This is a genomic window from Mesorhizobium sp. B2-5-4, from assembly GCF_006441095.1.
In the GTDB taxonomy this organism is placed as follows: domain Bacteria; phylum Pseudomonadota; class Alphaproteobacteria; order Rhizobiales; family Rhizobiaceae; genus Mesorhizobium; species Mesorhizobium salmacidum.
The window spans coordinates 13715-36680 of record NZ_VFUR01000026.1; the positions used below are offsets into that span (position 1 = coordinate 13715).

A 22966-nucleotide genomic window follows, 5' to 3' on the forward strand; every position below is an offset into this window, starting at 1 on the left:
GATGTTGGCGACTTTAGCCCCGCCTGACTCGGGCTCCTTTCAGGTGAAGGCGTCGGGCATCGACCCCTTCTTCTTGGCGATGAAGTCCTTCAGGGCTTCGTCGATGCCTTCATCAAGGTGCGGCGCCTCGTAAGACTCCAGCCAGCGCCGCGCCAGATCGTTGGCACGCTGCGGCGCGGTCTTCTGACCCTCGGCCAGCCACTGCTCATAGGAGTTGTTGTCGGCGATCGACGAGCGGTAGAAGGCGGTCTGGAAATTGGCCTGGGTGTGGTCGCAACCGAGATAGTGGCTGCCCGGGCCGACCTGGCGGATGGCGTCCATCGCCTGGCCGTTTTCCGAAAGATCGACGCCTTCGGAGAATTTTTGGGTCATGCCGAGCTGGTCGATATCCATCATGAATTTTTCGTAGCAGGACGCCAGGCCACCTTCGAGCCAGCCAGCCGAATGCAGCACGAAATTGGTGCCGGCGAGAATGGTCGAGTTCAGCGTGTTGGCGCTCTCATAGGCTGCCTGCGCGTCCGGGACTTTCGAGGCGCAGAGCGAGCCGCCGGTGCGGAACGGCAAGCCGAGGCGGCGTGCGAGTTGTGCCGCGCCATAGGAGACCAGCGATGGTTCCGGCGTGCCGAAGGTCGGCGCGCCCGACTGCATGGAGATCGACGAGGCGAAGGTGCCGAACAGCACCGGGGCGCCCGGCCGGATCAGCTGCGTGAACGACGCGCCGGCCAGCACTTCGGCCAGGACCTGCGTCAGCGTGCCGGCGACCGTCACCGGGCTCATCGCGCCGGCCAGGATGAACGGCGTGACGATGCAGGCCTGGTTATGACGCGAATAGACCTTCAGGGCGCCAAGCATGGTCTCGTCGAACACCATCGGCGAATTGGCGTTGATCAGGCTGGTCAGCACCGTGTTGTTCTCGACGAAGTCGTCGCCGAAGACGAGCTTGGCCATCGCCACCGTGTCCTCGGCGCGCTCCGGCGCGGTCACCGAACCCATGAACGGCTTGTCGGAATATTTGATGTGCGCGTAGACCATGTCGAGGTGGCGCTTGTTGACCGGCACGTCGACCGGCTCGCACACCGTGCCGCCCGAATGGTGGATCGATGGCGCCATATAGGCGAGCTTCACGAAATTCTGGAAATCCTCGATCGTCGCATAGCGCCTGACGCCGTCGAGATCGCGTACGAAGGGCGGACCATAGACCGGCGCGAACACGGTCGCATTGCCGCCGATCTGCACCGAGCGTTCTGAATTGCGGGCATGCTGGGTGTAGACGGATGGCGCGGTCTTCAAGAGCGAACGGCAGAGCCCCTTGGGAAAATGCACGCGCTCGCCCTTGACGTCGGCGCCGGCCTCTTTCCACAACTGCAACGCTTCCGCGTCATCGCGGAAAATAATGCCGATCTCTTCCAGCACCGTGTCGGTATTCTTCTCGATCAGCGCCAGGCCTTCCTCGTTCAGCACCTCGTAAACGTTGATCTTGCGCTTGATGTAAGTGAGCTGTGTGCCCGGGCCGCCGCCGGAACGCGCCGCGCGCCTTGCCGCCGCTCCGCCGCTGGCGCCGCGCCCACGCCGCGCGTTTGACGCTTCCTGGTCGACTGCCGCGTGTTCGCTCATGATCGCTCTTCCCTGAATATGGCCTGCCTGACTATGGCCGGTCCGTAACCGTTGCGGCCGCATGGCGCGGCTTTCGCCGGATCGTAGCCAAGCACCCTATTCGAAACGGCCCGTCCGCGCCAACGCCTGTCGCAAAATCGACAAGAAATCCGATAGATTTTCCAGTCGCTTTCCTTTTGCGGGAAGTCGCAAATCAGCTATGGATACCCGCCCGTTGCGGGTTAGGTATGAACGCCATTATTTTGTGCCTTGCGACACAGTCGCGATGCCGTGAGGAGCTGGATTAAAATGTCCGACGACGAGATCATCCTTTCCGAACTTTCCGACGACGAGTTGGTGCAGCAGATGCACGACGATCTCTATGACGGTCTGAAGGAAGAAATCGAGGAAGGCACGCGCATCCTGCTCGATCGCGGCTGGGTGCCCTACAAGGTGCTGACCGAAGCGCTGGTCGAGGGCATGCGTATCGTCGGCGAGGATTTTCGCGACGGCATCCTGTTCGTTCCCGAGGTGCTGTTGTCGGCCAATGCGATGAAGGCCGGCATGTTCATACTGCGCCCTCTGCTCGCCGCCACCGGCGCGCCGAAACAGGGCAAGATGGTGATCGGCACCGTCAAGGGCGACATCCACGACATCGGCAAGAACCTCGTCGGTATGATGATGGAGGGTGCTGGCTTCGACGTCATCGACCTCGGCATCAACAACGCGGTCGAGAAATATCTCGATGCGATCGAGCAGCACCAGCCCGACATCATCGGCATGTCGGCGCTGCTCACCACCACCATGCCCTACATGAAGGTCGTCATCGACACGATGAAGGAAAAGGGCATTCGAGACGACTATGTCGTGCTGGTTGGCGGCGCGCCGCTCAACGAGGAATTCGGCAAGGCCGTCGGCGCCGACGCCTATTGCCGCGACGCCGCGGTGGCGGTCGAGACCGCGAAGGACTTTATGAAGCGCAAGCACAACGTGCGTGCTTCGGCCTGATTGGACAATCCGGCATGGACAATAGAAAAAGCCGCGCCTTGCAGCGCGGCTTTTTTGTTCCCAGATGATGGGAAGGCCGCTCGCGGATCAGGGCTTCGTGACGGTGTCCTTGACCGCCCTGGCCGTCGATTTGACGTCCTTGCCGACGCCGCGGACGGTGTTCGCGCAAGCCGTAAGGGCCAGGACGCTGGCAAGAATGGCAATCGGTGCGATGCGTAGCAGTTTCATGGACGGTGTCTCCCTCAATAGATAAATTAGCTTACAGCAACGAAGCTCGGCTTGACTGATCCCATGGCCAAAACACAGAAAACGAAACCGAATCAAAGCGACAGGCTGCTCGTCATCGCCTGCGGGATGATTGCGCGCGAGGTGTTGGCCGTCAAGGAACGGCTCGGGCTGGATCACCTCGAATTGACGTGTTTGCCGGCGGAATTTCATTTCTATCCCGACCGCATCGCGCCAGCCATGGATAAGGCGATCGAGAGGGCCAAGGCGGAAGGTTACGAGCACATCTTCGTCGGCTATGCCGATTGCGGCACTGGCGGCCTGCTTGACCGCGTGTTGGAGAAGCATGGCGTCGAGCGCATGGCCGGCCCGCATTGCTTCGCCTTCTATCAAGGCATGGAGGCCTACGACAAGGTCGGCGACGACGACATGATGTCGTTCTACATGACGGATTTCCTGTGCCGTCAATTCGATGCCTTCTTCATGAAGCCGCTCGGCCTGGACAAGCACCCGGAGCTGATCAAGGACTATTTCGGCAACTACCAGAAGCTGATCTATCTCGCGCAGACTGATGACCCCGAGCTCGACAAGGTCGCGGAAAAGGCCGCTGCCCTCCTTGGCCTTGCCTATGAGCGCCGCTCCACCGGTTTTGGCGACCTGACGCCAGGCCTGGCGCGGGCGGCCGCGAACGCCTGACGGCTCAGGTCCCGTCTTCGGCCGCCAGCGCCGCCAGCACGTCGGCAAACTTGTCCTGCAGGCAAAGCCCAGCCTGTCCCTCGTCCGTGACGCGTCATAGACCCGGTCGATCGAGGGAAACATCGTCCAGCCTTTGCGCGCATAAAGTGCCGGAAATTCGGGAAAATAACGCGCCACGACCGATGGAGCGTCGGCGATCAAGTCGGCGCAATCGTCGGGTTGGAACGGCGTTGGCGCACAGACGATGAAGATGTCGAAGCCGAGTTCCGGTGCCTTCTCCAATGCCGCGACATGCGCCTGCGCCGCGTCGTCCACCGTCAGCCGCCGAAACAGCAGTTCGTTCGCCTTGGTGTTGGCGTCCGACTCCTCGATCGCATGCGCCATGTCGTCGGCCTCGGGGGAAGAAACGTGCCGTGCGCGCAGCACCACCACCCAGCCAACCCGACGACCCCGTGAGCAAGATTCGCATTCGTCACACCATGAATTTCGACCGTGACGCTGTTAAGCACGGATGACAGGCGCCAGCGACCCGGTAAGTTAGCCCCAGACAAAAACAGGGAATCCTTTGATGAACCTCCGCCCCTTGCTTGCCGTTGTCGGCCTGCTCTGCTGCGCTTTGCCCGCCTTTGCCGACGGTCAGGTGCAGAAACTGATCACCGCCGCCGACAAGGCGCGGCTCGACAAATATGGCGACACCCGCAAGGCGGCGCTCGCCGAGGCAAAGGCGGGCAAACCCGCCGAGCTCAAGCAACTCGACACGCTGCTGGGCAAGCCGCTGGTCGCCTTCTCCGACAAGGATCTCACCGGCAATTGGCGGTGCCGCACGATCAAGATCGGCGGACCGAGCCCGCTCGTGATCTATGGCTGGTTCAAATGCAGGGTCACCGATGATGGCTCCGGCTGGCGGCTGGAAAAGATCAGCGGTTCGCAGCGCACCCAGGGCCGCTTCTTCGACGACGGCGACAAACGCTCGATCTATCTTGGCTCCGGCTCCGTCAACGACGACCTGGCAAAGCCCTATGGCAGCGGCCCGCAAACCGACCAGGTCGGTTACGCCTTCCGCAACAGCGCCAAGGAATGGCGCATCGAATTCCCCGCGCCCTACTACGAGTCGAAGCTCGACATCACGGAGTTCAAACGCTGACCGGGGTCTTCATGCCATGGTAGGCTTCCGGCATACCAAGGATTAACCCGCCTGCCCTAAGGTCCGGCCACATCAGCCGGTCCTTGGAGCATGGCAAGATCAATGGCGGCGTCGCGACGTTCGATCCAGGGCTGCTATCGAAACAATGGTACCACCCAACGATCTGGTTCTACGTCTGGAGGGCTGAGAACCGGCATCTGATAACGCATCCAGCGTCGGGAACAGCGCAAACTTCGCCGCCATTCCTGCTGCATTGACCCCGTCGCGACATAGGTCGCAAACGAATAAACCCGCCTTTCATTTTACGACATCCAAATGCGTCGCTTTTGAATGCGCGCGCGTCGTCCCATAACAAGCAGCCTTACGACGCTTTCGGCAATGCTCGGAATATCGAGGAGCGAGAAATTCATGGCCGATCTTATCGTCGTCTACTGGCGCGACATCCCTGCCCAGGTCATCGTCAGGAAAGGCCGGCAGAACGCCAAGCGCGAATTGCCGTTGCGCTTCACCGAGGCGATCGACATGTGTGCCATGCGCACCGGCGCCGGTGGCACTGACGACTATCTCGCCGAATGGCGCAAGGCCGAACCGGTTCCGGTCGGTGACGATCTCGAAGCCGAGGTCGAAAAGGCATTCCACGAGCTCGACACGAAATACGACCGCGAGCGGCTGGTCGCTCTGGTCAAGGCGGGCGGAAAAGAAAATGTCTGACGAGAACCCGGCGGTTACCCAGGCCACGCTGGTCAAGAAGGCCGCGCCGAAATCCGACTACAAGCCAGCCGACGTGTCGCCACAGCGCCGCGTGCAGCGCTCGTTCGCGGTGAGACTATGGTCTGTTCGGCACTCGCGATTGCTCGAGTGGTTTTATGCCCGTTTTGCCGACACGTTCCTGCTGCTGCATCCCTTGTGGAAGGGCATCGGCTACGGCCGCGTCGAGGCTCCAATCAAATTCGTTGAAAAGCGCGTCAAGGGCTTCATGTTCGACTGCCGCATGTGCGGCCAGTGCATCCTGTCCTCGACCGGCATGTCGTGCCCGATGAATTGCCCCAAGCAGTTGCGCAACGGCCCCTGCGGAGGCGTGCGCGCCAACGGCAATTGCGAGGTCGAGCCCGATATGCCCTGCGTCTGGGTCAAGGCCTGGGAAGGTTCGCAGAACATGGTCAATTCCGACAGGATCCTCACCGTGCAGAAGCCGGTCGACCAGTCCTTGCGCGAAACTTCAGCCTGGCTGCGGGTGACCGCGCAGGCCGCGGCAGCCCGTGAAGCCGCCGCTGCCGCGAAGACCGGAGCCTCCGCATGATCGGCCGCCAGCTCGATGAAAATCCGGCCGGCATCCATTTGCCGCTCGATCCCCTGCCCGGCCACACCTCGCGCGGCCGGCTGGAGCGCGTGCTCAGGCGCGGCGAATTCGCGGTGACCACCGAGCTCAACCCACCCGACAGCGCCGATCCCGAGGATGTCTATAACAGGGCGAAGATATTCGACGGATGGGTCGATGCCATCAACGCGGTCGACGCGTCCGGTGCCAATTGCCATATGTCGTCGGTCGGCATCTGCGCACTGCTGACCCGCATGGGCTACGCCCCGATCATGCAGATCGCCTGCCGCGACAAGAACCGTATCGCCATCCAGGGCGATGTGCTGGGCGGTGCTGCGATGGGCGTCGCCAACATGCTGTGCCTGACCGGCGACGGCGTGCAGGCCGGCGACCAGCCGGGCGCCAAGCCGGTGTTCGATCTCGATTCCATGTCTCTGCTGGAGACCTGCCGCATCATGCGTGACAACGGCAAGTTTCTGTCCGGCCGCAAGCTGACGACGCCCCCGCAGCTGTTCCTGGGCGCTGCCGTCAATCCGTTCGCGCCGCCCTTCGACTTTCGCCCGATCCATCTCGGCAAGAAGATCGCCGCCGGTGCGCAGTTCGTGCAGACGCAGTATTGCTTCGACGTGCCGATGTTCAAGACCTTCATGCAGAAGGCCCGCGATCTCGGCCACACTGAAAAGGTGTTCATCCTGTGCGGCGTCGGCCCGCTCGCTTCAGCCAAGACGGCAAAATGGATCCGCTCCAACGTGCCCGGCATTCATATCCCTGACGCCATCATCAAGCGGCTGGAAGGCGCCCAGGACCAGAAGAAGGAAGGCAAGCAGCTCTGCACCGACATCATCAACGAGGTGAAGGAAATTCCCGGCGTCTCTGGCATCCACGTGATGGCCTATCGCCAGGAGGAATATGTCGCCGAGATCGTCGATGAATCGGGTGTGCTGAAGGGCCGCCAGCCCTGGAAGCGTGAGATCCGCCGCGACGACCAGATGGTCGCCGACCGGCTGGACCACATCCTGCACGACGAGATTACCGAAACCCAGGTGGATATGGTGAAGACCGCGCATTGACCCGCGCGGAACGACCACCATTCGCTTGATCGACAAGAGATAACGATATAAAGAACTCTTTATATCACGACGGAGAGATTTCATGACCCGGACCATCGTTGCCTCGGCGACACGAGAAATCATCATCGGCTTCGACCAGCCCTTCTGCGTGATCGGCGAACGCATCAACCCGACCGGCCGCAAGAAGCTCGCCGCCGAGATGGTGGTTGGCAATTTCGAGACCGTCATCAAGGACGCGCTGGAGCAGGCCGCCTGCGGCGCCACCATGCTCGACGTCAATGCCGGCGTCACTTCGGTCAACCCGAACGAAACCGAACCTGGTCTTTTGGTGCAGACGCTGGAAATCGTCCAGGGCCTGGTCGACCTGCCGCTGTCGATCGATAGTTCCGTCAGCGCCGCGATCGAGGCCGCGCTGAAGGTCGCCAAGGGCCGGCCGCTGGTCAACTCCGTCACCGGCGAGGAGGAAAAACTCGAAGCCATCCTGCCGCTGGTCAAAAAATACAACGTGCCCGTCGTCGCCATCTCCAACGACGAGACCGGCATTTCGATGGACCCGGACGTGCGCTTCGCCGTCGCCAAGAAGATCGTGCAGCGCTGCGCCGATTTCGGCATCCCGGCGCACGACGTCGTCGTGGACCCGCTGGTCATGCCGATCGGGGCGCTTGGCGATGCCGGCCGCCAGGTGTTCGCGCTGCTGCGCCGCCTGCGCGAAGAGCTCAAGGTCAACACCACGTGCGGCCTGTCGAATATCTCGTTTGGCCTGCCGCACCGCCACGGCATCAACGCCGCCTTCATCCCGATGGTGATCGGCGCGGGCATGACTTCGGCGATCATGAACCCGGTGCGGCCGCAGGAAATGGAAGCCGTGCGCGGCGCCAACGTGCTGAACGGCACCGACGAGAACTGCACCAAATGGATCAAGACCTACAAGGATTACAAGCCGGCCGAAGGCGGCCACGCGGTGGCGGCGCCGACAGCGGTCAATGCACCGGGCGAAGGCGGCGGCAATGGCAGCCGCCGGCGCGGCGGTCGTGAAGCCCGGATGGGCCGGGGATAAGCGCGCAATCGTGAATTCACCTGCAAACATTACCGATCCGCTCGTGCTGTTCATGCCGTCAGGCAAGCGCGGGCGGTTCCCTGTCGGCACGCCGGTGCTCGACGCCGCGCGCCAGCTCGGCGTCTATGTCGAGAGCGTGTGCGGCGGACGCGCCACTTGCGGGCGCTGCCAGATCGAGGTGCAGGAAGGCAATTTCGCCAAGCACAAGATCACCTCCTCAAACGACCACATCTCGCCCAAAGGTCCCAAGGAAGAGCGCTACGAACGCGTGCGCGGCCTGCCCGAAAGGCGCCGCCTCTCCTGCTCGGCGCAGATCCTCGGTGATCTCGTCATCGACGTGCCGCAGGACACCGTCATCAACGCGCAGACCATCCGCAAGGATGCCGACACCAGGGTGATCGCCCGCGATACGGCGATCCGCATGTGCTATGTCGAGATCGAAGAGCCCGACATGCACAACCCATCAGGCGACCTGGACCGGCTCAAGATCGCGCTGATGAAGGACTGGGGCTTTAAAAACCTCGAATTCGACTTTTATCTGCTGCCGCAGGTGCAAGGCATATTGCGCAAGGGCAACTGGACCGCTACCGCTGCCATCCACAAGGATGCCGACAGTGACATCGCGCGCGTCATCGCGCTGTGGCCGGGCCTCAAGAACGAGGCTTATGGGCTGGCCTGCGACATCGGCTCGACCACCATCGCCATGCATCTGGTATCGCTGCTGTCGGGGCGCGTCGCCGCCTCGTCCGGAACGTCGAATCCGCAGATCCGCTTTGGCGAGGATTTGATGAGCCGCGTCTCCTATGTGATGATGAACCCGGATGGCCGCGAAGGCATGACGGTGGCCGTGCGCGAGGCGATCTCCGGCCTCGTCGACAAGGTCTGCGCGGAAGGCAATGTCCAGCGCAACGACATCCTGGATTCCGTCTTCGTCGGCAATCCGATCATGCATCACCTGTTCCTCGGCATCGATCCGACCGAACTCGGCGGAGCCCCCTTCGCGCTTGCCGTCTCGGGCGCCGTGCGCATCAAGGCATCCGATATCGGGCTGAAGCTCAACCAGGGCGCGCGCCTCTATATGCTGCCTTGTATTGCCGGCCATGTCGGCGCCGATGCGGCGGCGGTGACGCTGTCGGAAGGCCCGCATCGCCAGGACGAGATGATGTTGATCGTCGATGTCGGCACCAATGCCGAGATCGTACTCGGCAATCGCGCGCGTGTCGTGGCTGCCTCCTCGCCCACCGGTCCGGCCTTCGAAGGTGCCGAAATCTCCGGTGGCCAGCGGGCTGCGCCCGGCGCCATCGAGCGCGTGCGCATCGATCCCGACACGCTGGAGCCGAAATACCGCGTCATCGGCTCGGAATTGTGGTCCGACGAACCGGGCTTCCTCGACAGCGTGCAGGCGACCGGCGTCACCGGCATCTGCGGCTCCGGCATCATCGAGATCGTCGCCGAAATGTATCTCGCCGGCATCATCTCGGAGGATGGTGTCGTCGACGGTTCGCTGGCCGCGCGCTCGCCGCGCGTCGTCGCCAACGGCCGCACCTTCTCCTACGTGCTGAAGGAAGGCGAACCCAAGATCACCATCACCCAGACCGACGTACGCGCCATCCAGCTTGCCAAGGCGGCGCTCTATGCCGGCACCAAGCTGTTGATGGAAAAGCAGAACACCGAGCATGTCGACCGCATCCATTTCGCCGGTGCGTTCGGCTCCTTCATCGATCCGAAATACGCCATGGTGCTCGGCCTTATCCCCGATTGCGATCTCGACAAGGTCTCGGCCGTCGGCAACGCCGCCGGCGCCGGTGCCCGTATGGCGCTGCTCAATCGCGGCTATCGTCGCGAGATTGAGGAGACGGTGAGCCAGATCGAGAAGATCGAGACCGCGCTGGAGCCGAAATTCCAGGAGCATTTCGTCTATGCCATGGCGTTGCCCAACAAGGTCGATCCCTTCCCGAAACTGTCGGCGGCGGTGAAACTGCCGCCACGCAAGACGGTCAGCGAGGATGGCATCGCCGGAGATTCAGCACCGCGAAGGCGCTCGCGCGAAGGCCACGCCGCACGGCGCAGCCGCGACTGACAAACCGCTTCAGGCCGTTGCGATCGGATTCATGTGTCTGCAGCCTGGGTAAGCGGGGTCTCTTTTCCGCGCTTGACGCCTTTGGGGCGTGAGGGGTGCAGCGCCCGGATGAGCGGCTTTTCAACGACCGGATAAAGCATCGCCGAGAACACCAGGCTGAGAACGACGATCAGCGCCGGCTGCAATGCCGGCAGCACGCCGAGCCGCAAGGTGATGCCCGTCACCGCGACGGCGACCAGGGCGTGCCAAAGATAGATCGAATAGGAGGCTTCGCCGAGGAAACTGAACAAGGCCACAGGCCTGAACGGCCGAGCGCGTTCGGCAAAGACCGCACCCGCCACGATCAGCATGGCCGGGATGCCCCAGCGCAATACGCGCGGCATATCGGCGTCGACCAACGGGATGACGGCGAGCAGAAGAAACCCACCACTAAGCAGCGTCAGGGCCAGCCCAAACGAGAGCCTAACGTCCTGGAGCCACAGGCGTGCGAGAATGACGCCGGCAGCGAATTCGAGCACGATTGGGCTGGTGAAGGAACGCGCATATCCGTCGGGCAAGACAAAATACAGCGCGACGATGATGGTGAGACTGCCGACGAGCACGCCCAGACGCCATCGTTCGCCCAGAAAAAGAGTCAAGGCGAAAACGAGATAGAACATCATCTCGTAGCTCAGCGTCCAACCCTGGAGGACGACGGGATGCAATGCGCCGTCTTGCAGAAGCGGCAAGAAGAACAGCGAGCGGCCGAGACTCAGCGGGCTGAGCAACTGATCGTAAAAAAACTGTGGCTTGATCAGCATGGCTGCGGCAGTCATGAAGGTGACGATCCAATAGAGCGGCACGATGCGGGTGATCCGGCGGCCGATGAAGCCCACTGGATCCGCCGGGCGGCTCGCCGTCGTCACCCACATGATGAAACCGCTGATCACAAAGAAGACGTCGACCCCGGCAGCACCGACCGAGAACGGGCCGTCGAACTGCTCGCTGACGTGGAAGCAGACCACAGCACTCGCAGCTAGCGCCCGCAGATACTGAATGCTGTGGATACTCGGCACGATGACCCCAGTCATGGTTTCCGCGTTGTGCTGCAACGCACACTTCTGCTGCTGCGCTGCACAATTACAGGCAGTTGCGGGGCGACTTGTCAACTATTTTCTATTCGAGTCGCAGCGCACCACCGCCCGAGGACGTCCAATTTACCGGGACCTGAAAACGACTTCGGCGCCTCGAAAACTCATTTGTATGCAATGTTTCCAGATTAGGCCGATCTGGAAACGAACGCGCTATTTCCGCGAAATCCATCCGATACATGGCAGGCGCATTTACCCCGCATCGAACGGCGGCCGAGAAGTCCTTGGCCACTGCCGTTCTTCAAGGGAGATGAAAATGTCGATGTTCGAAAGTCTCGGCCGCTTCGGTGTGACCGTCAGGCAAGCTCATGCCAGGAATAAGGCGATCCGCGCGCTGAACAGCTTGCCGGCGCATGTCCGGAAGGACATCGGGTGGCCGGCATCGCCGCCGAACGATCCGCAGGCCACGCTCGCCTCGCTGCTTCTGGGTACGACGCGCTGATGACCTTCACCGACAAATGCAAATTGCTCGGCCTTCGTCGGGGACCTCGTACGTCCCCGACGGCCCGCAACCGGCTGCGCGCGGCACTTCTGCCGCGCCACTGATCACACCAGCGTGTGGACAAGGCGCTGATCTTGACATCTTTGGCCAGGGCACGATCTTCAAGAATGAAGGGGAATTCTCTTAGTCGGCTGCCGCCGAAGTCCGTGTATCCGCATGCCAAGTTTGAAAAGCCACGTCGTGTCCTTCGTGCTCAGGCACAGCCGCAAGCAGGCCTTTTCCAGCCCGGAAAACCTGCAGCGCTGGATAGCGGCCGCGCGCAAGACCGAGGATCACCGTCCGCCGGCCTTGCTGCAGCAGCGTTACGATATCCAGACGCGCAGCGTTGACGGGTTTCCGGTCTACGAAATCGCGCCCAGGGCCGGAGAACACAAGCAGATACTCTACCTGCATGGCGGCGCCTATGTCTTTGAGATCACGCCTTATCACTGGTATCTGATCGCCGACATGGCCGACCGGCTGGGCTACGGCATCACCGTGCCGATCTATCCAATCGCGCCCGAGCACAACTTCCACGCAATGTTCGGCATGGTCGGCGCTGTCTATCGCCGGATGCTCGAGGAGACAGAGGCGGAAGACATCATCTTCATGGGCGATTCCGCCGGCGGCAACATGGCCGTGGTGCTGACCATGATGGCCGCGGAAGCGGGCCTGCCCCTGCCCTCGCGCCATGTGCTGATTTCACCCGGCCTCGACGTCTCGCTCGCAAACCCCGAAGTATTCGAGGCGGAGCGGAACGATCCATGGTTGGGCATTGCCGGTGGGCGGGAGGCGATCCGGCTCTATAGTGCCGGTATGGATCCGACCGACTGGCGCATCAGCCCGGTCTATGGCGATCTGTCGGTGCTGCCGAAGACATTGCTCCTGACGGGCTCCCGCGATCTTCTCACGCCCGACAATCTGATCTTTGCACAAAAAGCCCGCACCGCCGGTGTCGAGGTGGAGTTGGTTTACGAGGAAGGCATGTTCCACGTCTGGCCGCTGATTGACATGCCGGAAGCGCGGCGCGCGCGCCAACACATCGTTGCTTTCCTGAGCCAGAGCCCTTCGCCGATCGCCGCCTCCGCAGAGGCGGCGGAGCAGCGCCTTCGGTCCGACTATCCCGGATGATCAGAACTTGCCGGTTTCCCTAAATACTTCGAAAGTCGCGCGGATGTGGTCGGCGACGGCCTTGACCGGCGCACTGGCGTCCGGCGCCACCACCATGGCAAGATTGTAAGTGCCGATATCGGGCATGCCGTCCTTTGGGCAGAGTTCGACCATGTCGTTGCCGAGGAACGATCGCGGCAGCGGCGCGACCGCAAGGTCTGCCATGATCGCGGCTCGCTGGCCTGCGGTATGGGCGCTCATGTAAGCGACGCGATAGTTGCGGCCCTCGCGGCCTAATGCCTCGAGCGCACCGGCCCGCCAGGCACAGCCTTCTTCCCACAATGAGACCGGCAGCGGTTCGCGTAGATGCGCGCAGCCGCCCTTGGCGCCGGCCCACACGATGGGCTCGGTCAAAAGCACCTCGGCGCCAAGCGCGCTGGTCTTATAGGAGTTCGTCAACAGCGTGATGTCGAGCGCGCGGTCGTCCATGCGCCGGCGCAGATTGCTGCTCTGGTCGATGGTGACGTCGACGGCAATCGAGGGATGCGACTGCGCGAAACGCTTCAACACATGCGGCAACACGCGCTCGCCATAGTCGTCAGGTGAGCCGAGCCGCACCACCCCGACAATATCGGGGATGATGAACTTCGACACCACCTCGCGGTTGATCGACAGAAGCCGCCGGGCATAGCCGAGCAGCATTTCGCCGTCCGTGGTCAGCGTCACCGAACGCGCGTCGCGCGCGAACACCGAGCGGCCGAGAATATCCTCCAGCTTCTTGATCTGCATGGAGACGGCCGACGGGGTCCGGAACACCGCATTGGCCGCGGTGGTGAAGCTGCCGGTCTCGGCAATCGCCACGAAGGTGCGCAAAACGTCGAGGTCGAGCAGCGGCAGCGGGTGATTGAGTGGGGCGTTCATGACGATCTGCCTTCAATTTTTCTGATACAAAGCATCATTCCATTTCGTTTGATTGAACATCAGATCAGGAGCATAGTCAACTCCATCGAAGCAGCATGCCGCCAAAAGCGGCACGAAACGACCACGACGCAGACCTGCATTCGACATGTAATGAAGCTGAAACAGACCTGACGTAGTGCATTGCCGGCGCCTCCCGCGCCGCAGCAAAGGAGATCGAAATGTCTATCCTGTCGTCCCTCGGCCGCATCGCGACCGAATTCAACGCCGCCCGCGCCCGCTACCAGACCGAACGCGCCATCCGTTCCCTGCCGATCGAGTTGCAGAAGGATATCGGCTGGCCGGAAGCTTCCGACACCAAGACCGGCATTCGCAATGGCGTCGGATCCTGGGCTGGAGCAAAGTAGATCGTGTGTACCCCGTGCTGAAGGCCTGCCGCGCAACCCGCCCGGCAGGCCTTCTCTATTTTATTTGTATTCAAACGAATTCAGCAGCCATGCTGCCGCTGCATGGCGCATATGAGCAAGCCGCATAGCAGCTCGGTTTTGAAGCCAACCAACTGTAAATATTCGTAAATATTGGGCACAACACCTGCAACCTGCCCAAATCTGTTGCGGTCGGTGTCGCTTTTCATATCAAGCGCTTCGCTTTTGCGATTCAGTTTGTGCTTACACAAGCCTATATCCCCGTCAGCAAACGAGCTGCCCCACTCCATCAAGCGAAGGCGACCCGTCTGAGCAACCGATTGGAGATGATCATGAAGCTTTTTGCCCGCCTCTTCGCCCGCCGCGAAATGAACCTGACCACCGCTCTCGAGCGTCAGCGCCTCGCCAACACCATGCCTGGCCAGACCGGGGCCATGGCTGCGGCGCGTCTCGGCTTCGTCGCCTGATACCTCCACAGCCGCGCTCCCTGCCACGGCTTCAGAGTTGACAGCCGCCGCTTCGGTTCCGCCGAGGCGGCGTTTATCTGTTGCGCTTCCATCACCTTTTCACAACCTGACGGTGGCCTGGTTTGAGCAGCACCGCGCTGCGATTGCCCATTTGCGACCCATGTCGCAAATTTAATCTTGCCAAAGCCGCCTAGCCGATTGACAGGAATGGTTTTTCCTGATGACGCTATGCTATTCGCGACATCCTGTTCGCGTCATGGCCAGATGAGGTTCCCCGTGAACGCCGTCAAGCATCCGATCAAGCGGTCGTTTGTGTTCTTCCTTGTTCCCGATTTCACCATGATCGCTTTTGCGACCGCGCTGGACCCGTTGCGCTCCGCCAATCGGATGCTCGGCTACGAGGCCTATCGCTGGCGCCTTGCCAGCATTGACGGCAAGCCGGTGCGCGCCTCCAACGGCGTGGAGTGTGCGGTCAACACCTCGCTGGAGGAGGAACGCAAGAAGATGGCCGGGCCGGACCGCCCGAACATGGCCATCGTCTGCAGCGGCACCAATGTCGAGCGCTATCAGAACAAGTCGGCTTTTGCCTGGCTGCGCGAGGAATATAACCGCGGCGTCGCCGTCGGCGGTCTGTGCACCGGTGCGCATATCCTGGCCGCCGCCGGGCTGTTGTCGAACAAGCGCTGCGCCATCCATTGGGAAAACCTGCCGGGCTTTTCCGAGGCCTTCCCGAAGGCCAATGTCTTTGCCGACCTGTTCGAGATCGACCAGAACATCTACACCTGCGCCGGCGGCACCGCCGCGCTCGACATGATGCTGAAGCTGATCGGCGACGATTTCGACGAGAACCTCGTCAACCGCGTGTGCGAGCAGGTGCTGACCGACCGTGTGCGCAGCCCCACCGACCGCCAGCGCCTGCCGCTGCGCGCCCGCCTTGGCGTGCAGAACTCGAAAGTGCTGACCATCATCGAACTGATGGAGGCCAATCTGTCCGAGCCGCTGTCGCTGATCGAGATCGCCGACCATGTCGACCTGTCGCGCCGCCAGATCGAGCGCCTGTTCCGCACCGAGATGGGCCGCTCCCCAGCCCGCTACTATCTCGAAATCCGCCTCGACCGCGCCCGGCATCTCTTGATCCAGTCGTCGCTCCCGGTGGTCGAGGTGGCGGTCGCCTGCGGCTTCGTTTCGGCCTCGCATTTCTCGAAATGCTACCGCGAGCTCTACGCCCGCTCGCCGCAGCAGGAGCGCGTAGACCGCAAGCAGTTGCTGGCGGCTTGACCCCAAAACCGCAGACGACCGAGCCGTGAACGGTTAGTGCACCTCTGCGGTCCGCATCGCCTCGACGCGGATGTCCTCGGTCAGCCGTGCCTTCAACGCCGAGAATTCCGGACTGGTCTTCAGCGTGTAGTGGCGCGGATGCGGCAGGTCGATGGCGACATCCGACTTGATGCGGCCGGGCCGCGCCGTCATCACGATGACCCGCGAGGCCATGAAGATCGCCTCCTCGATGTCGTGGGTGACGAACAGCACCGTTTTCTTGCGCCGTTCCCATATGCCGAGCAGCAATTCCTGCATCAGCCCGCGCGTCTGGTTGTCGAGGGCTCCGAACGGCTCGTCCAGCAGCAGGATTTCCGGATCGTTGGCCAGTGCCCGCGCTATCGCCGTGCGCTGCTGCATGCCGCCGGAAAGCTGCTTCGGCCAATGATTCTCGAACCCCTTCAGCCCGACGAGATCGACATAGGAGGCAACGATCCCTTCCCTCTCCTCCTCGACCATGCCGCGTTCGCGCAGGCCGAAAGCGATGTTTTCGGCGACCGTCAGCCATGGGAAAAGCGTGTAGGACTGGAAGACCATGCCGCGGTCCGGCCCGGGTCTCGTCACCGCCTTGCCGTCGAGCAGAACGCGACCTTCGCTTGGCGCTTCCAGGCCGGCGACGATCCTCAACAGCGTCGACTTTCCGCAACCGGACGGCCCCAGTATGGTGATGAAATCATTTGCCGCGACCGCGAGATCCACCGGCATCAGCGCCCTGACCGGCTCTCCGCCGCGCACGCCGGCAAAGGTGCGCGCAACGCCCTCGATGAGAAGCTTGCTCACGCCAGGCTCCATGGAAAGAGCCAGCGGTTGAACGCCTTGAAAGCGAAATCGGACAACAGCCCGATCAGGCCGATGACGATGATGCCGAAGATGATCTGCCCGGTCGCCAGCCGTGACTGGCTGTTGATGATCATATAGCCGATGCCCGACGACGAGCCGATCAGTTCGGCAACGATGACATAGGTCCAGGCCCAGCCGAGCACCAGCCGCAGCGTCTCGGCGATCTCGGGCGCGTTGGCCGGCATGATCACCCGCCTGACGATGCCATTGTTGGTCGAGCCCAGCGTATAGGCGGCCTCGACCAGGTCGCGCCGTGTGGAACCGACCTTGACCGCAATGATCAGGATGACCTGGAACACCGAGCCGACGAAGATGACGAGCAGCTTTTCCAGCTCGCCAATGCCGGCCCACAGGATGAGCAGCGGAATGAAAGCCGAGGCCGGCAGGTAGCGGGCGAAGGAGACGAAGGGTTCCAGAAATGCTTCCACCGGTTTCCAGGCGCCCATGGCGATGCCGAGCGGCACGGCGACGACCGAGGCCAGCACAAAACCGCCGAAGACCCGCCAGATGGTGATCAGTATGTCGAGCCAGAAACGGTCCTCGACCAGCAGCCGCCAGCCGTCCCGCAGCATCGACAGCGGGTCGGCGAGGAAGATGCGGTTGACGTGGCCGCCAAGTGTGATCCAGGCCCAGAAGGCCACGAACAGCACGAAGAAGGAGATACCGAGCACTGTTCGCAGGCTCGGTGAGACAGGATGCAAGGGGCGCATCTTCATCCTTTGTCAGCGGGAAAGTGGCGGCGCACTGCGCCGCCGCACGGTATCCAAGGGTTGAACCGTCAATTCGCCACGGCGCTGGTGTCGGCCAGCGTGGCGACGTCGGGCGCCTCCTTGATCAGCCCCATCTGCAGCAGCAGGTCGCCGGCGGTCTTGGAAAAGTCCTGGAATTCCTTGGTGAAGAACTGCTTGTTCGCGGCCTTGTCGGCCCATTTCAGGTACTTCGCCGAATCCTCGAATTCCTTGGCCGACTGTTTCACGTCGGCGCCCATGATCTCGTAGGATTTCTGCGGATCCTTCTTGATCATGTCGAGGGCATCGAAATAGCTGTCGGCAAGCGCCTTGGCGGCGTCGGGATTGGCCTTGAGGAATTCGGGCGTGCAGCCGACCGTGTCGAGAACCATCGGATAGTCGAGCGTGGTCGCCAGGATATGACCCTGGTCGGCCTTGTCGCGCACGGCCGAGATGAAGGGCTCGTAGGTGACGGCCGCGTCATTCTGGCCGGCGAGGAAGGCTTGCGCCGCCGCGTCAGGCTCGAGATTGACGACCGTCACGTCCTTGGTCGACATGCCGTTCTTGTTCAGCACCCAGGCCAGCATGAAATAGGGCGACGTTCCCGGCGCGGAGGACGCTACATTCTTGCCCTTGAGGTCGGCGACGGTCTTGATGTCGTTGCGCACGACGATGCCGTCGGCGCCATAGGATTTGTCGAGCTGGAAGATTTGCTTGGTGGTCACCCCGCTGGCGTTCCAGACCAGCCAGGTCTCGACCGTGGTGGCGGCGCATTGCAGGTCGCCGCTGGCGATGGCGAGCGGCCGGCTGGCCTGCGGCACCTTCTTCAAGGTCACGTAGAGGCCATGCTTCTCGAACAGCCCTGCCTGCTTGGCGAGTGTCAGCGGCGCGAATCCGGTCCAGCCGCTGATGCCGATGGTGAGTGACGTGGCGGCCATCGCCGGCGCGGTCAACCCCGCGGCAAGCGTCAATGTCGCGGCAAAGACGGTTATCCTGTTCATGTCAGTTCCCCTTTTGTTTTTCTGGGGGAAATTGTTCACAGAGGCCGATGGGCTTGTCAATCAACAGGAACGTGTTTGCGCACAAAGCAGCCGCAACCCGGTCTGGAATTGCTCTACCTGCTATCGGGCATCCAGTTGCGGTTGCGCCACATTTTCTCGCCGACCTGGCAGTCGGCGGCGGGCTTGTCCTGCGCCAGCTCCACTGGCGGATAGTCCGCCTCCTCCGCCACCCAATAGGGTGACGCCGGACCGGCAAGCTCAAGCACAAGCTTGCGGCGGATGGCTTCGGGAAATTGTGTCCAGTCATTGACCGGGATCATGAAGGCACCGGCGCCGCCGATGACGCAGTCGCTGTAGTAGCGGTCGAGATCGTTCACGTCATAGACGCCAGAAAAGCCGCCCCGGGTCATCAGCGGCAGGCCGTTGATGACGATGCCTTGGCTGACCACCCCGTCGCGGACGAGATTGACCGGCGCGCCCTGGTTGTTCGGCCCGTCGCCCGAAATGTCGATGACGCGCTTGGTTCCCTGGTAGCCGCTTTCGGCGAAAAGGTCGCTGCCGAACTCCAATGCACCGGAGATCGAGGTGCGCCGTGCGCTGTTGGGCGGCTGGGCCGACATTTGCGCCACCACCCGCTCGGCGTCGGCGCGGCTTGCGATCACCGTCCACGGCACGATGACGTGTTGCCAGCCGGTGCCGGCCCATTCGACATAAGTGACGGCGATCTTGCCATAGGCGCCATCGGCGATCGCCTGCAGCACATTGTCATGCGTCAGCGCCGCCGCGTAGCCATGGCGCTGGATCTCCAGCTCCTCCGCCGACATCGACAGCGAAACGTCCACCGCCAGCACCAGCTCGACATCGACCGGCTCGTCGGCGTGGGATCTCGGCGCCAGCCAGAGCGTCAGCGCCAGTGCGGCAGTGGCCGAAAGCAGATGTCTCGCGCAGTGCAAACCAGACATTGCGCAAGGTTAAGCCAGAATCGCCCACCGAAAAAGAGAAAAGCCCGGCCGTGGCCGCGCTGATCCAATAGCGAGCCCGGCCGGGGGCGATCAGCTCCGCGGCTTGAGATTCTCCGGGTCGTAAAGCGGCTTGTAGCCAACGCTGGCGACTTCGACCGGATAAGTCTCGCCGAAATACTCGACCGTGAGCTTGCGGCCCTCCTGGGCATAGGCCCAGGGCAGATAGGCGAGCGCGATGTTCTTGCCGATGGTCGGGCCATAGGCGACCGATGTTGTGAAGGAGCGGCGGCCGAGTTCGTCGACCAGTGTATCCCCGCTCTCGGGGTCCATCACCGGCATGATGCCGACGGGATAACGGGCAACACCCTTGGAGTCCGTATTCTCGGTCATCACCAGCGTGCACAGCATGGCGGGCTGGTGCGCCCGTTCGCGATACTCCACATGCTTCGCCTTGCCGCAGAAATCGTTCTCCTTGACCTTCGGTCGGGCAAGATCGGCCTCGAGCAGATTATACTCGGTCAAAAGGTCGGCATTCTGCAGCCGCAGGCTCTTCTCCATGCGGCGCGTATTGGCGTAGGTCTCGACGCCGAATGGCATGACGCCTGTCGAGCGCAGCGCGTCCCAGACGGCCAGACCGTCCTCGTAGCGCATATGCAGTTCCCAGCCCTGCTCGCCGACATAGGAGATGCGGAACGCGGTGACGTCCTTGCCGCCGATCCTGACCGGCTTGATCGCCGCGAATGGAAAATTCTCCGGCGAAAGCCCATCCGGGTTCTCGACCACCTTTTGCAAGGTCGCCCGCGCGTTCGGCCCCCAGATGCCGATGGTGACGTACTTCTCGGTCACATCGGTGATCGTGACATCAAAACCTTTGTCCTGAGCCGTGCGGCGCATGTACTGGAAGTCGCGCGGCCCCGCGTCGGCGCCGTCGATCAGCCGGCAGCGGTCGGCCATGCGGATCACGGTGAAGTCGGCGCGCACCATGCCTTCCTCGTCGAGGAAGTGGGTGTAGATGCCCTTGCCGATGTTGTTGTCGCCGCCGATCTTGGCCGCGCACAGCCATTCCAGCAGCGCGACATGGTCGGGTCCTTCGATATCATACATGGAGAAATGCGAGAGGTTGACGATGCCGCAATCCTCGCTCATCGCCAGATGCTCGGCGTTGGAGACGCGCCAGAAATGGCGGTTGTCCCATTCGTTCTCGCGCACCGGCACCCGGTTTCCATACTTTTCAAGCAGATGCTCGTTGGCGGCGTAGCCGTGGGCGCGCTCCCAGCCGCCGAGTTCCATGAAATAGCCGCCGAGTTCCTTCTCGCGCTCCCAGAACGGCGAACGCCTGACGTTGCGGGCCTTGGAGAAGGGTTCGCGCGGATGCACCGCCGGATTGTAGACCTTCATCGCCGTCTCGGTGCAGCGATCCCAGATGAACTGTTCCTTGGTCTGGTGCGGATAGAAGCGCGCATAGTCGATCGCGTGGTGGTCGATCTCGGTGCGGCCGTCGGTCATCCAATCGGCGATCAGCTTGCCCATGCCCGGGCCGTCCTTGACCCAGATGGCGACGGCATACCAAAGCCCCCTCACCTTCTGGCTTTCGCCCATGGATGGGCCGCCATCGGCCGTCACCTGCAGCAGGCCATTGAACGAATGGCTTTCGTTATAGCCGAGTTCACCCAGGATCGGCGTCAGTTCCATGGCGCGTTCGAGCGGCGCCAGGATCTGCTCCATGTCGAGATCGCGCTGCGACGGCGACAGCCGCGCCTGATCCTTCTCCAGCAGGTCGCGCGGGTGGCAGAGGCGCGGATTGGTCTCTTCGTAATAGCCCCATTCGATCTGGCCGCCCTCGGCGGTCTTGGGATCGCCAGTGTCACGCATATAGGCCGAGTTGCCCTGGTCGCGCAGCAGCGGCCAGCCGATCTCCTTGCCGGTGCCGGCGAACTCGGTGTACGGGCCAAAGAAGGTCAGCGGATGGTCGATCGGCATGACAGGCAGGTCCTCGCCGACCATCTCGGCGATCAGCCGGCCCCAGATGCCGGCGCAGACGATGACGTAGTCGGCCTCGATCGTGCCGCGGTCCGTCACCACGGAACTGATGCGGCCATCCTTGACGACAAGCGACTTCGCCGGCGTGTTGGCGAAGGATTTGAGCTTGCCGGACGCTTCGGCCTGGTCGACCAGCTTGCCGGCAACGGTCTGCGAGCGCGGAATGACGAGACCGGCGTCCGGATCCCACAGGCCGCCCTGCACCAGGTCCTGTTCGATCAGCGGGAATTTTTCCTTGATCTCGGCGGGCTCGATCAAACGGGCGCGCGTGCCGAAAGCCTTGGCCGAAGCGATCTTGCGCTTGATCTCGTCCATGCGGCCGTCGTCGCCCACACGGGCGACCTCAAGGCCGCCGACGCGCGCGTAGTGGCCCATCTTCTCGTAGAAATCGATGGAATAGAGCGTCGTCCAGCAGGACAGAAAATCATGGCTGGTGGTGTAACAGAAGTCCGACGCATGCGCGGTCGAGCCGATATCGGTCGGGATGCCCGACTTGTCGATGCCGACAATGTCGTCCCAGCCGCGTTCGATCAGATGATGGGCGATCGATGCGCCGACAATGCCGCCAAGGCCAATGATGACGACCTTCGCCTTTTTCGGAAACTCTGCCATTGCCCGCGACTCCAGAAATGCTGTTGCGGGCGGCGTCGGCGCCCGCTTGATCGGCGCACAATATGCAGGCGACGGGCACGGCGCTACCGCCTGTTTGCGACACGCCAAAGATGCGGCGCGACCCTTCCCAAATCAGGGAAAACAGCTACCCATCAGGCAAACGCCCACACGTCCTGGGCCAGGAAGCCAAGCTGGTAGCCCGCCGTTTTCAGCTTGACCACGACCTGGCCTATCTACAGGGCGGCGCGCCGACCTCGACCTTGATCATGCCGGGACGATAGCGCTTGAGGTCGAGCTGCTCGAACACGATGCAAACGGCTGACGCGGGGGGATTTTCAGCGTCATTGTTAGACAGCTACCGGAAATGATAAAAGGCCGAGCAAACGCCCGGCCTTTCCAATCATGCCACCGAGATTACTTGATGCGGGCGACACCGCCGGAAATCTCGACGGTTTCCGAACCGGTCAGGGCTTCGAGGTCGCCATTGGGCAAGGTGACGAAGCAACCGTTCTGGCAGAACTCGACGGTTTCGCCGCCGGCCAGCGCAAGCTCGGTCTTGCTGCCGCCCTCGGTCACGACCAGCGTGCGCGTCTCGGCGTCCTTGTTGACCGCGCTTGCGGCATGGGCGGAGCCGCTCACGGCGAGCAAAGCCACGGCGGCGACGAGAGACTTCCACATTTGCAATATCGGTGTTCCCACCGCCTCTGTTGCATTTCACAAGGCATTTTCGCCTTTGCATGGAGC

23 protein-coding genes and 1 pseudogene are annotated in these 22966 nt (G+C 62.2%); 12 read left to right on the forward strand and 12 right to left on the reverse strand.

The features are described 5' to 3' along the window. Positions 1–39 precede the first annotated feature (39 nt). On the reverse strand, positions 40–1614 hold the full coding sequence (locus FJ492_RS25110; protein WP_140502641.1) for a trimethylamine methyltransferase family protein: 1575 nt from the start codon (positions 1612–1614) through the stop codon (positions 40–42). Between the two features lie 288 nt (positions 1615–1902). Between FJ492_RS25110 and FJ492_RS25115 the strand changes: the two genes are divergently transcribed. Then, positions 1903–2601, forward strand: a complete 699-nt coding sequence (locus FJ492_RS25115) for a B12-binding domain-containing protein (RefSeq protein WP_140502640.1) — start codon at positions 1903–1905, stop codon at positions 2599–2601. Between the two features lie 87 nt (positions 2602–2688). Here FJ492_RS25115 and FJ492_RS25120 read toward each other — a convergent pair whose 3' ends face one another. Further along, positions 2689–2829: an entericidin A/B family lipoprotein gene (locus tag FJ492_RS25120; RefSeq protein WP_140502638.1), complete on the reverse strand. Its 141-nt coding sequence runs from the start codon at positions 2827–2829 to the stop codon at positions 2689–2691. Positions 2830–2892: 63 nt separating this feature from the next. Between FJ492_RS25120 and FJ492_RS25125 the strand changes: the two genes are divergently transcribed. From FJ492_RS25125 to FJ492_RS25165, 7 genes are all read left to right on the forward strand, one after another. Continuing rightward, positions 2893–3522 (forward strand): DUF1638 domain-containing protein, encoded by a 630-nt coding sequence (locus FJ492_RS25125; RefSeq protein ID WP_140502782.1) that lies wholly within the window; start codon positions 2893–2895, stop codon positions 3520–3522. A 568-nt stretch (positions 3523–4090) separates the two neighbouring features. Beyond that, positions 4091–4666: a DUF4893 domain-containing protein gene (locus FJ492_RS25135; protein WP_140772784.1), complete on the forward strand. Its 576-nt coding sequence runs from the start codon at positions 4091–4093 to the stop codon at positions 4664–4666. A 408-nt stretch (positions 4667–5074) separates the two neighbouring features. After that, positions 5075–5377, forward strand: a complete 303-nt coding sequence (locus tag FJ492_RS25145; RefSeq protein WP_027145891.1) for a virulence factor — start codon at positions 5075–5077, stop codon at positions 5375–5377. Beyond that, the gene (locus FJ492_RS25150) at positions 5370–5966 is read left to right on the forward strand and encodes a methylenetetrahydrofolate reductase C-terminal domain-containing protein (protein WP_140751864.1); all 597 of its coding nucleotides are present in this window, start codon (positions 5370–5372) and stop codon (positions 5964–5966) included. The genes FJ492_RS25145 and FJ492_RS25150 overlap by 8 nt, the downstream gene beginning before the upstream one ends. Beyond that, positions 5963–7054, forward strand: coding sequence for a methylenetetrahydrofolate reductase (locus tag FJ492_RS25155; protein ID WP_027145889.1), 1092 nt, complete (start codon positions 5963–5965; stop codon positions 7052–7054). The genes FJ492_RS25150 and FJ492_RS25155 overlap by 4 nt, the downstream gene beginning before the upstream one ends. 82 nt (positions 7055–7136) lie before the next feature. Next, entirely contained in the window at positions 7137–8111 is a 975-nt protein-coding gene (locus FJ492_RS25160) for a methyltetrahydrofolate cobalamin methyltransferase (protein ID WP_027145888.1), read from the forward strand. Next, positions 8062–10191 (forward strand): ASKHA domain-containing protein, encoded by a 2130-nt coding sequence (locus tag FJ492_RS25165; protein WP_140502636.1) that lies wholly within the window; start codon positions 8062–8064, stop codon positions 10189–10191. Before FJ492_RS25160 ends, FJ492_RS25165 begins: the two co-directional genes overlap by 50 nt. 29 nt (positions 10192–10220) lie before the next feature. On the opposite strand, the gene FJ492_RS25170 is transcribed toward FJ492_RS25165, so the two are convergent. Then, positions 10221–11282 (reverse strand): acyltransferase, encoded by a 1062-nt coding sequence (locus tag FJ492_RS25170; RefSeq protein ID WP_246676119.1) that lies wholly within the window; start codon positions 11280–11282, stop codon positions 10221–10223. A gap of 295 nt (positions 11283–11577) precedes the next feature. Here FJ492_RS25170 and FJ492_RS28900 point away from each other — a divergent pair, with 295 nt between their 5' ends. After that, positions 11578–11763, forward strand: coding sequence for a hypothetical protein (locus FJ492_RS28900; protein WP_181166751.1), 186 nt, complete (start codon positions 11578–11580; stop codon positions 11761–11763). Positions 11764–11979: 216 nt separating this feature from the next. Continuing rightward, the gene (locus tag FJ492_RS25180; protein WP_140718102.1) at positions 11980–12933 is read left to right on the forward strand and encodes an alpha/beta hydrolase; all 954 of its coding nucleotides are present in this window, start codon (positions 11980–11982) and stop codon (positions 12931–12933) included. Here the strand turns inward: FJ492_RS25180 and FJ492_RS25185 are convergent, their stop codons facing one another. Further along, positions 12934–13833, reverse strand: a complete 900-nt coding sequence (locus FJ492_RS25185) for a LysR substrate-binding domain-containing protein (protein ID WP_015317416.1) — start codon at positions 13831–13833, stop codon at positions 12934–12936. A 218-nt stretch (positions 13834–14051) separates the two neighbouring features. Between FJ492_RS25185 and FJ492_RS25190 the strand changes: the two genes are divergently transcribed. Then, on the forward strand, positions 14052–14237 hold the full coding sequence (locus FJ492_RS25190; RefSeq protein ID WP_027145885.1) for a hypothetical protein: 186 nt from the start codon (positions 14052–14054) through the stop codon (positions 14235–14237). An 80-nt stretch (positions 14238–14317) separates the two neighbouring features. On the opposite strand, the gene FJ492_RS28905 is transcribed toward FJ492_RS25190, so the two are convergent. After that, the gene (locus tag FJ492_RS28905) at positions 14318–14731 is read right to left on the reverse strand and encodes a hypothetical protein (protein WP_181166752.1); all 414 of its coding nucleotides are present in this window, start codon (positions 14729–14731) and stop codon (positions 14318–14320) included. Between the two features lie 255 nt (positions 14732–14986). On the opposite strand from FJ492_RS28905, the gene FJ492_RS25200 reads away from it, so the two are divergent. Next, entirely contained in the window at positions 14987–16000 is a 1014-nt protein-coding gene (locus tag FJ492_RS25200; RefSeq protein ID WP_348625742.1) for a GlxA family transcriptional regulator, read from the forward strand. A gap of 33 nt (positions 16001–16033) precedes the next feature. On the opposite strand, the gene FJ492_RS25205 is transcribed toward FJ492_RS25200, so the two are convergent. From FJ492_RS25205 to FJ492_RS25235, 7 genes and pseudogenes are all read right to left on the reverse strand, one after another. Then, positions 16034–16819, reverse strand: coding sequence for an ABC transporter ATP-binding protein (locus FJ492_RS25205; protein ID WP_140772786.1), 786 nt, complete (start codon positions 16817–16819; stop codon positions 16034–16036). Beyond that, positions 16816–17589 (reverse strand): ABC transporter permease, encoded by a 774-nt coding sequence (locus FJ492_RS25210; protein WP_140502780.1) that lies wholly within the window; start codon positions 17587–17589, stop codon positions 16816–16818. Before FJ492_RS25210 ends, FJ492_RS25205 begins: the two co-directional genes overlap by 4 nt. A 68-nt stretch (positions 17590–17657) precedes the next feature. Then, positions 17658–18608, reverse strand: a complete 951-nt coding sequence (locus tag FJ492_RS25215; protein ID WP_140772788.1) for an ABC transporter substrate-binding protein — start codon at positions 18606–18608, stop codon at positions 17658–17660. Between the two features lie 113 nt (positions 18609–18721). Further along, positions 18722–19570 carry a DUF1194 domain-containing protein gene (locus FJ492_RS25220; protein ID WP_140772790.1) on the reverse strand — a complete coding sequence of 283 codons (849 nt, stop codon included), beginning with the start codon at positions 19568–19570 and terminating at the stop codon, positions 18722–18724. 90 nt (positions 19571–19660) lie between these two features. Beyond that, complete coding sequence (locus FJ492_RS25225) at positions 19661–22222, reverse strand: FAD-dependent oxidoreductase (RefSeq protein ID WP_140772792.1); 2562 nt, start codon at positions 22220–22222, stop codon at positions 19661–19663. A gap of 152 nt (positions 22223–22374) precedes the next feature. Further along, positions 22375–22532 (reverse strand): annotated as a pseudogene (locus FJ492_RS29600) (FkbM family methyltransferase); the annotation flags it as partial. 104 nt (positions 22533–22636) lie between these two features. Beyond that, positions 22637–22900, reverse strand: coding sequence for a hypothetical protein (locus FJ492_RS25235; RefSeq protein ID WP_027145877.1), 264 nt, complete (start codon positions 22898–22900; stop codon positions 22637–22639). Between the last annotated feature and the right edge of the window lie 66 nt (positions 22901–22966).

Coding starts and splice junctions, on each gene's coding strand:
- FJ492_RS25120 (WP_140502638.1), bottom strand. CDS start 2,829: ATGAAACTGCTACGCATCGCACCGATTGCCATTCTTGCCAGCGTCCTG.
- FJ492_RS25155 (WP_027145889.1), top strand. CDS start 5,963: ATGATCGGCCGCCAGCTCGATGAAAATCCGGCCGGCATCCATTTGCCG.
- FJ492_RS25215 (WP_140772788.1), bottom strand. CDS start 18,608: ATGAACAGGATAACCGTCTTTGCCGCGACATTGACGCTTGCCGCGGGG.
- FJ492_RS25185 (WP_015317416.1), bottom strand. CDS start 13,833: ATGAACGCCCCACTCAATCACCCGCTGCCGCTGCTCGACCTCGACGTT.
- FJ492_RS25220 (WP_140772790.1), bottom strand. CDS start 19,570: ATGTCTGGTTTGCACTGCGCGAGACATCTGCTTTCGGCCACTGCCGCA.
- FJ492_RS25160 (WP_027145888.1), top strand. CDS start 7,137: ATGACCCGGACCATCGTTGCCTCGGCGACACGAGAAATCATCATCGGC.
- FJ492_RS25150 (WP_140751864.1), top strand. CDS start 5,370: ATGTCTGACGAGAACCCGGCGGTTACCCAGGCCACGCTGGTCAAGAAG.
- FJ492_RS28900 (WP_181166751.1), top strand. CDS start 11,578: ATGTCGATGTTCGAAAGTCTCGGCCGCTTCGGTGTGACCGTCAGGCAA.
- FJ492_RS25210 (WP_140502780.1), bottom strand. CDS start 17,589: ATGCGCCCCTTGCATCCTGTCTCACCGAGCCTGCGAACAGTGCTCGGT.
- FJ492_RS25125 (WP_140502782.1), top strand. CDS start 2,893: ATGGCCAAAACACAGAAAACGAAACCGAATCAAAGCGACAGGCTGCTC.
- FJ492_RS25115 (WP_140502640.1), top strand. CDS start 1,903: ATGTCCGACGACGAGATCATCCTTTCCGAACTTTCCGACGACGAGTTG.
- FJ492_RS25180 (WP_140718102.1), top strand. CDS start 11,980: ATGCCAAGTTTGAAAAGCCACGTCGTGTCCTTCGTGCTCAGGCACAGC.
- FJ492_RS25190 (WP_027145885.1), top strand. CDS start 14,052: ATGTCTATCCTGTCGTCCCTCGGCCGCATCGCGACCGAATTCAACGCC.
- FJ492_RS25200 (WP_348625742.1), top strand. CDS start 14,987: ATGAGGTTCCCCGTGAACGCCGTCAAGCATCCGATCAAGCGGTCGTTT.
- FJ492_RS25145 (WP_027145891.1), top strand. CDS start 5,075: ATGGCCGATCTTATCGTCGTCTACTGGCGCGACATCCCTGCCCAGGTC.
- FJ492_RS25235 (WP_027145877.1), bottom strand. CDS start 22,900: ATGTGGAAGTCTCTCGTCGCCGCCGTGGCTTTGCTCGCCGTGAGCGGC.
- FJ492_RS25110 (WP_140502641.1), bottom strand. CDS start 1,614: ATGAGCGAACACGCGGCAGTCGACCAGGAAGCGTCAAACGCGCGGCGT.
- FJ492_RS25135 (WP_140772784.1), top strand. CDS start 4,091: ATGAACCTCCGCCCCTTGCTTGCCGTTGTCGGCCTGCTCTGCTGCGCT.
- FJ492_RS25165 (WP_140502636.1), top strand. CDS start 8,062: ATGGCAGCCGCCGGCGCGGCGGTCGTGAAGCCCGGATGGGCCGGGGAT.
- FJ492_RS25225 (WP_140772792.1), bottom strand. CDS start 22,222: ATGGCAGAGTTTCCGAAAAAGGCGAAGGTCGTCATCATTGGCCTTGGC.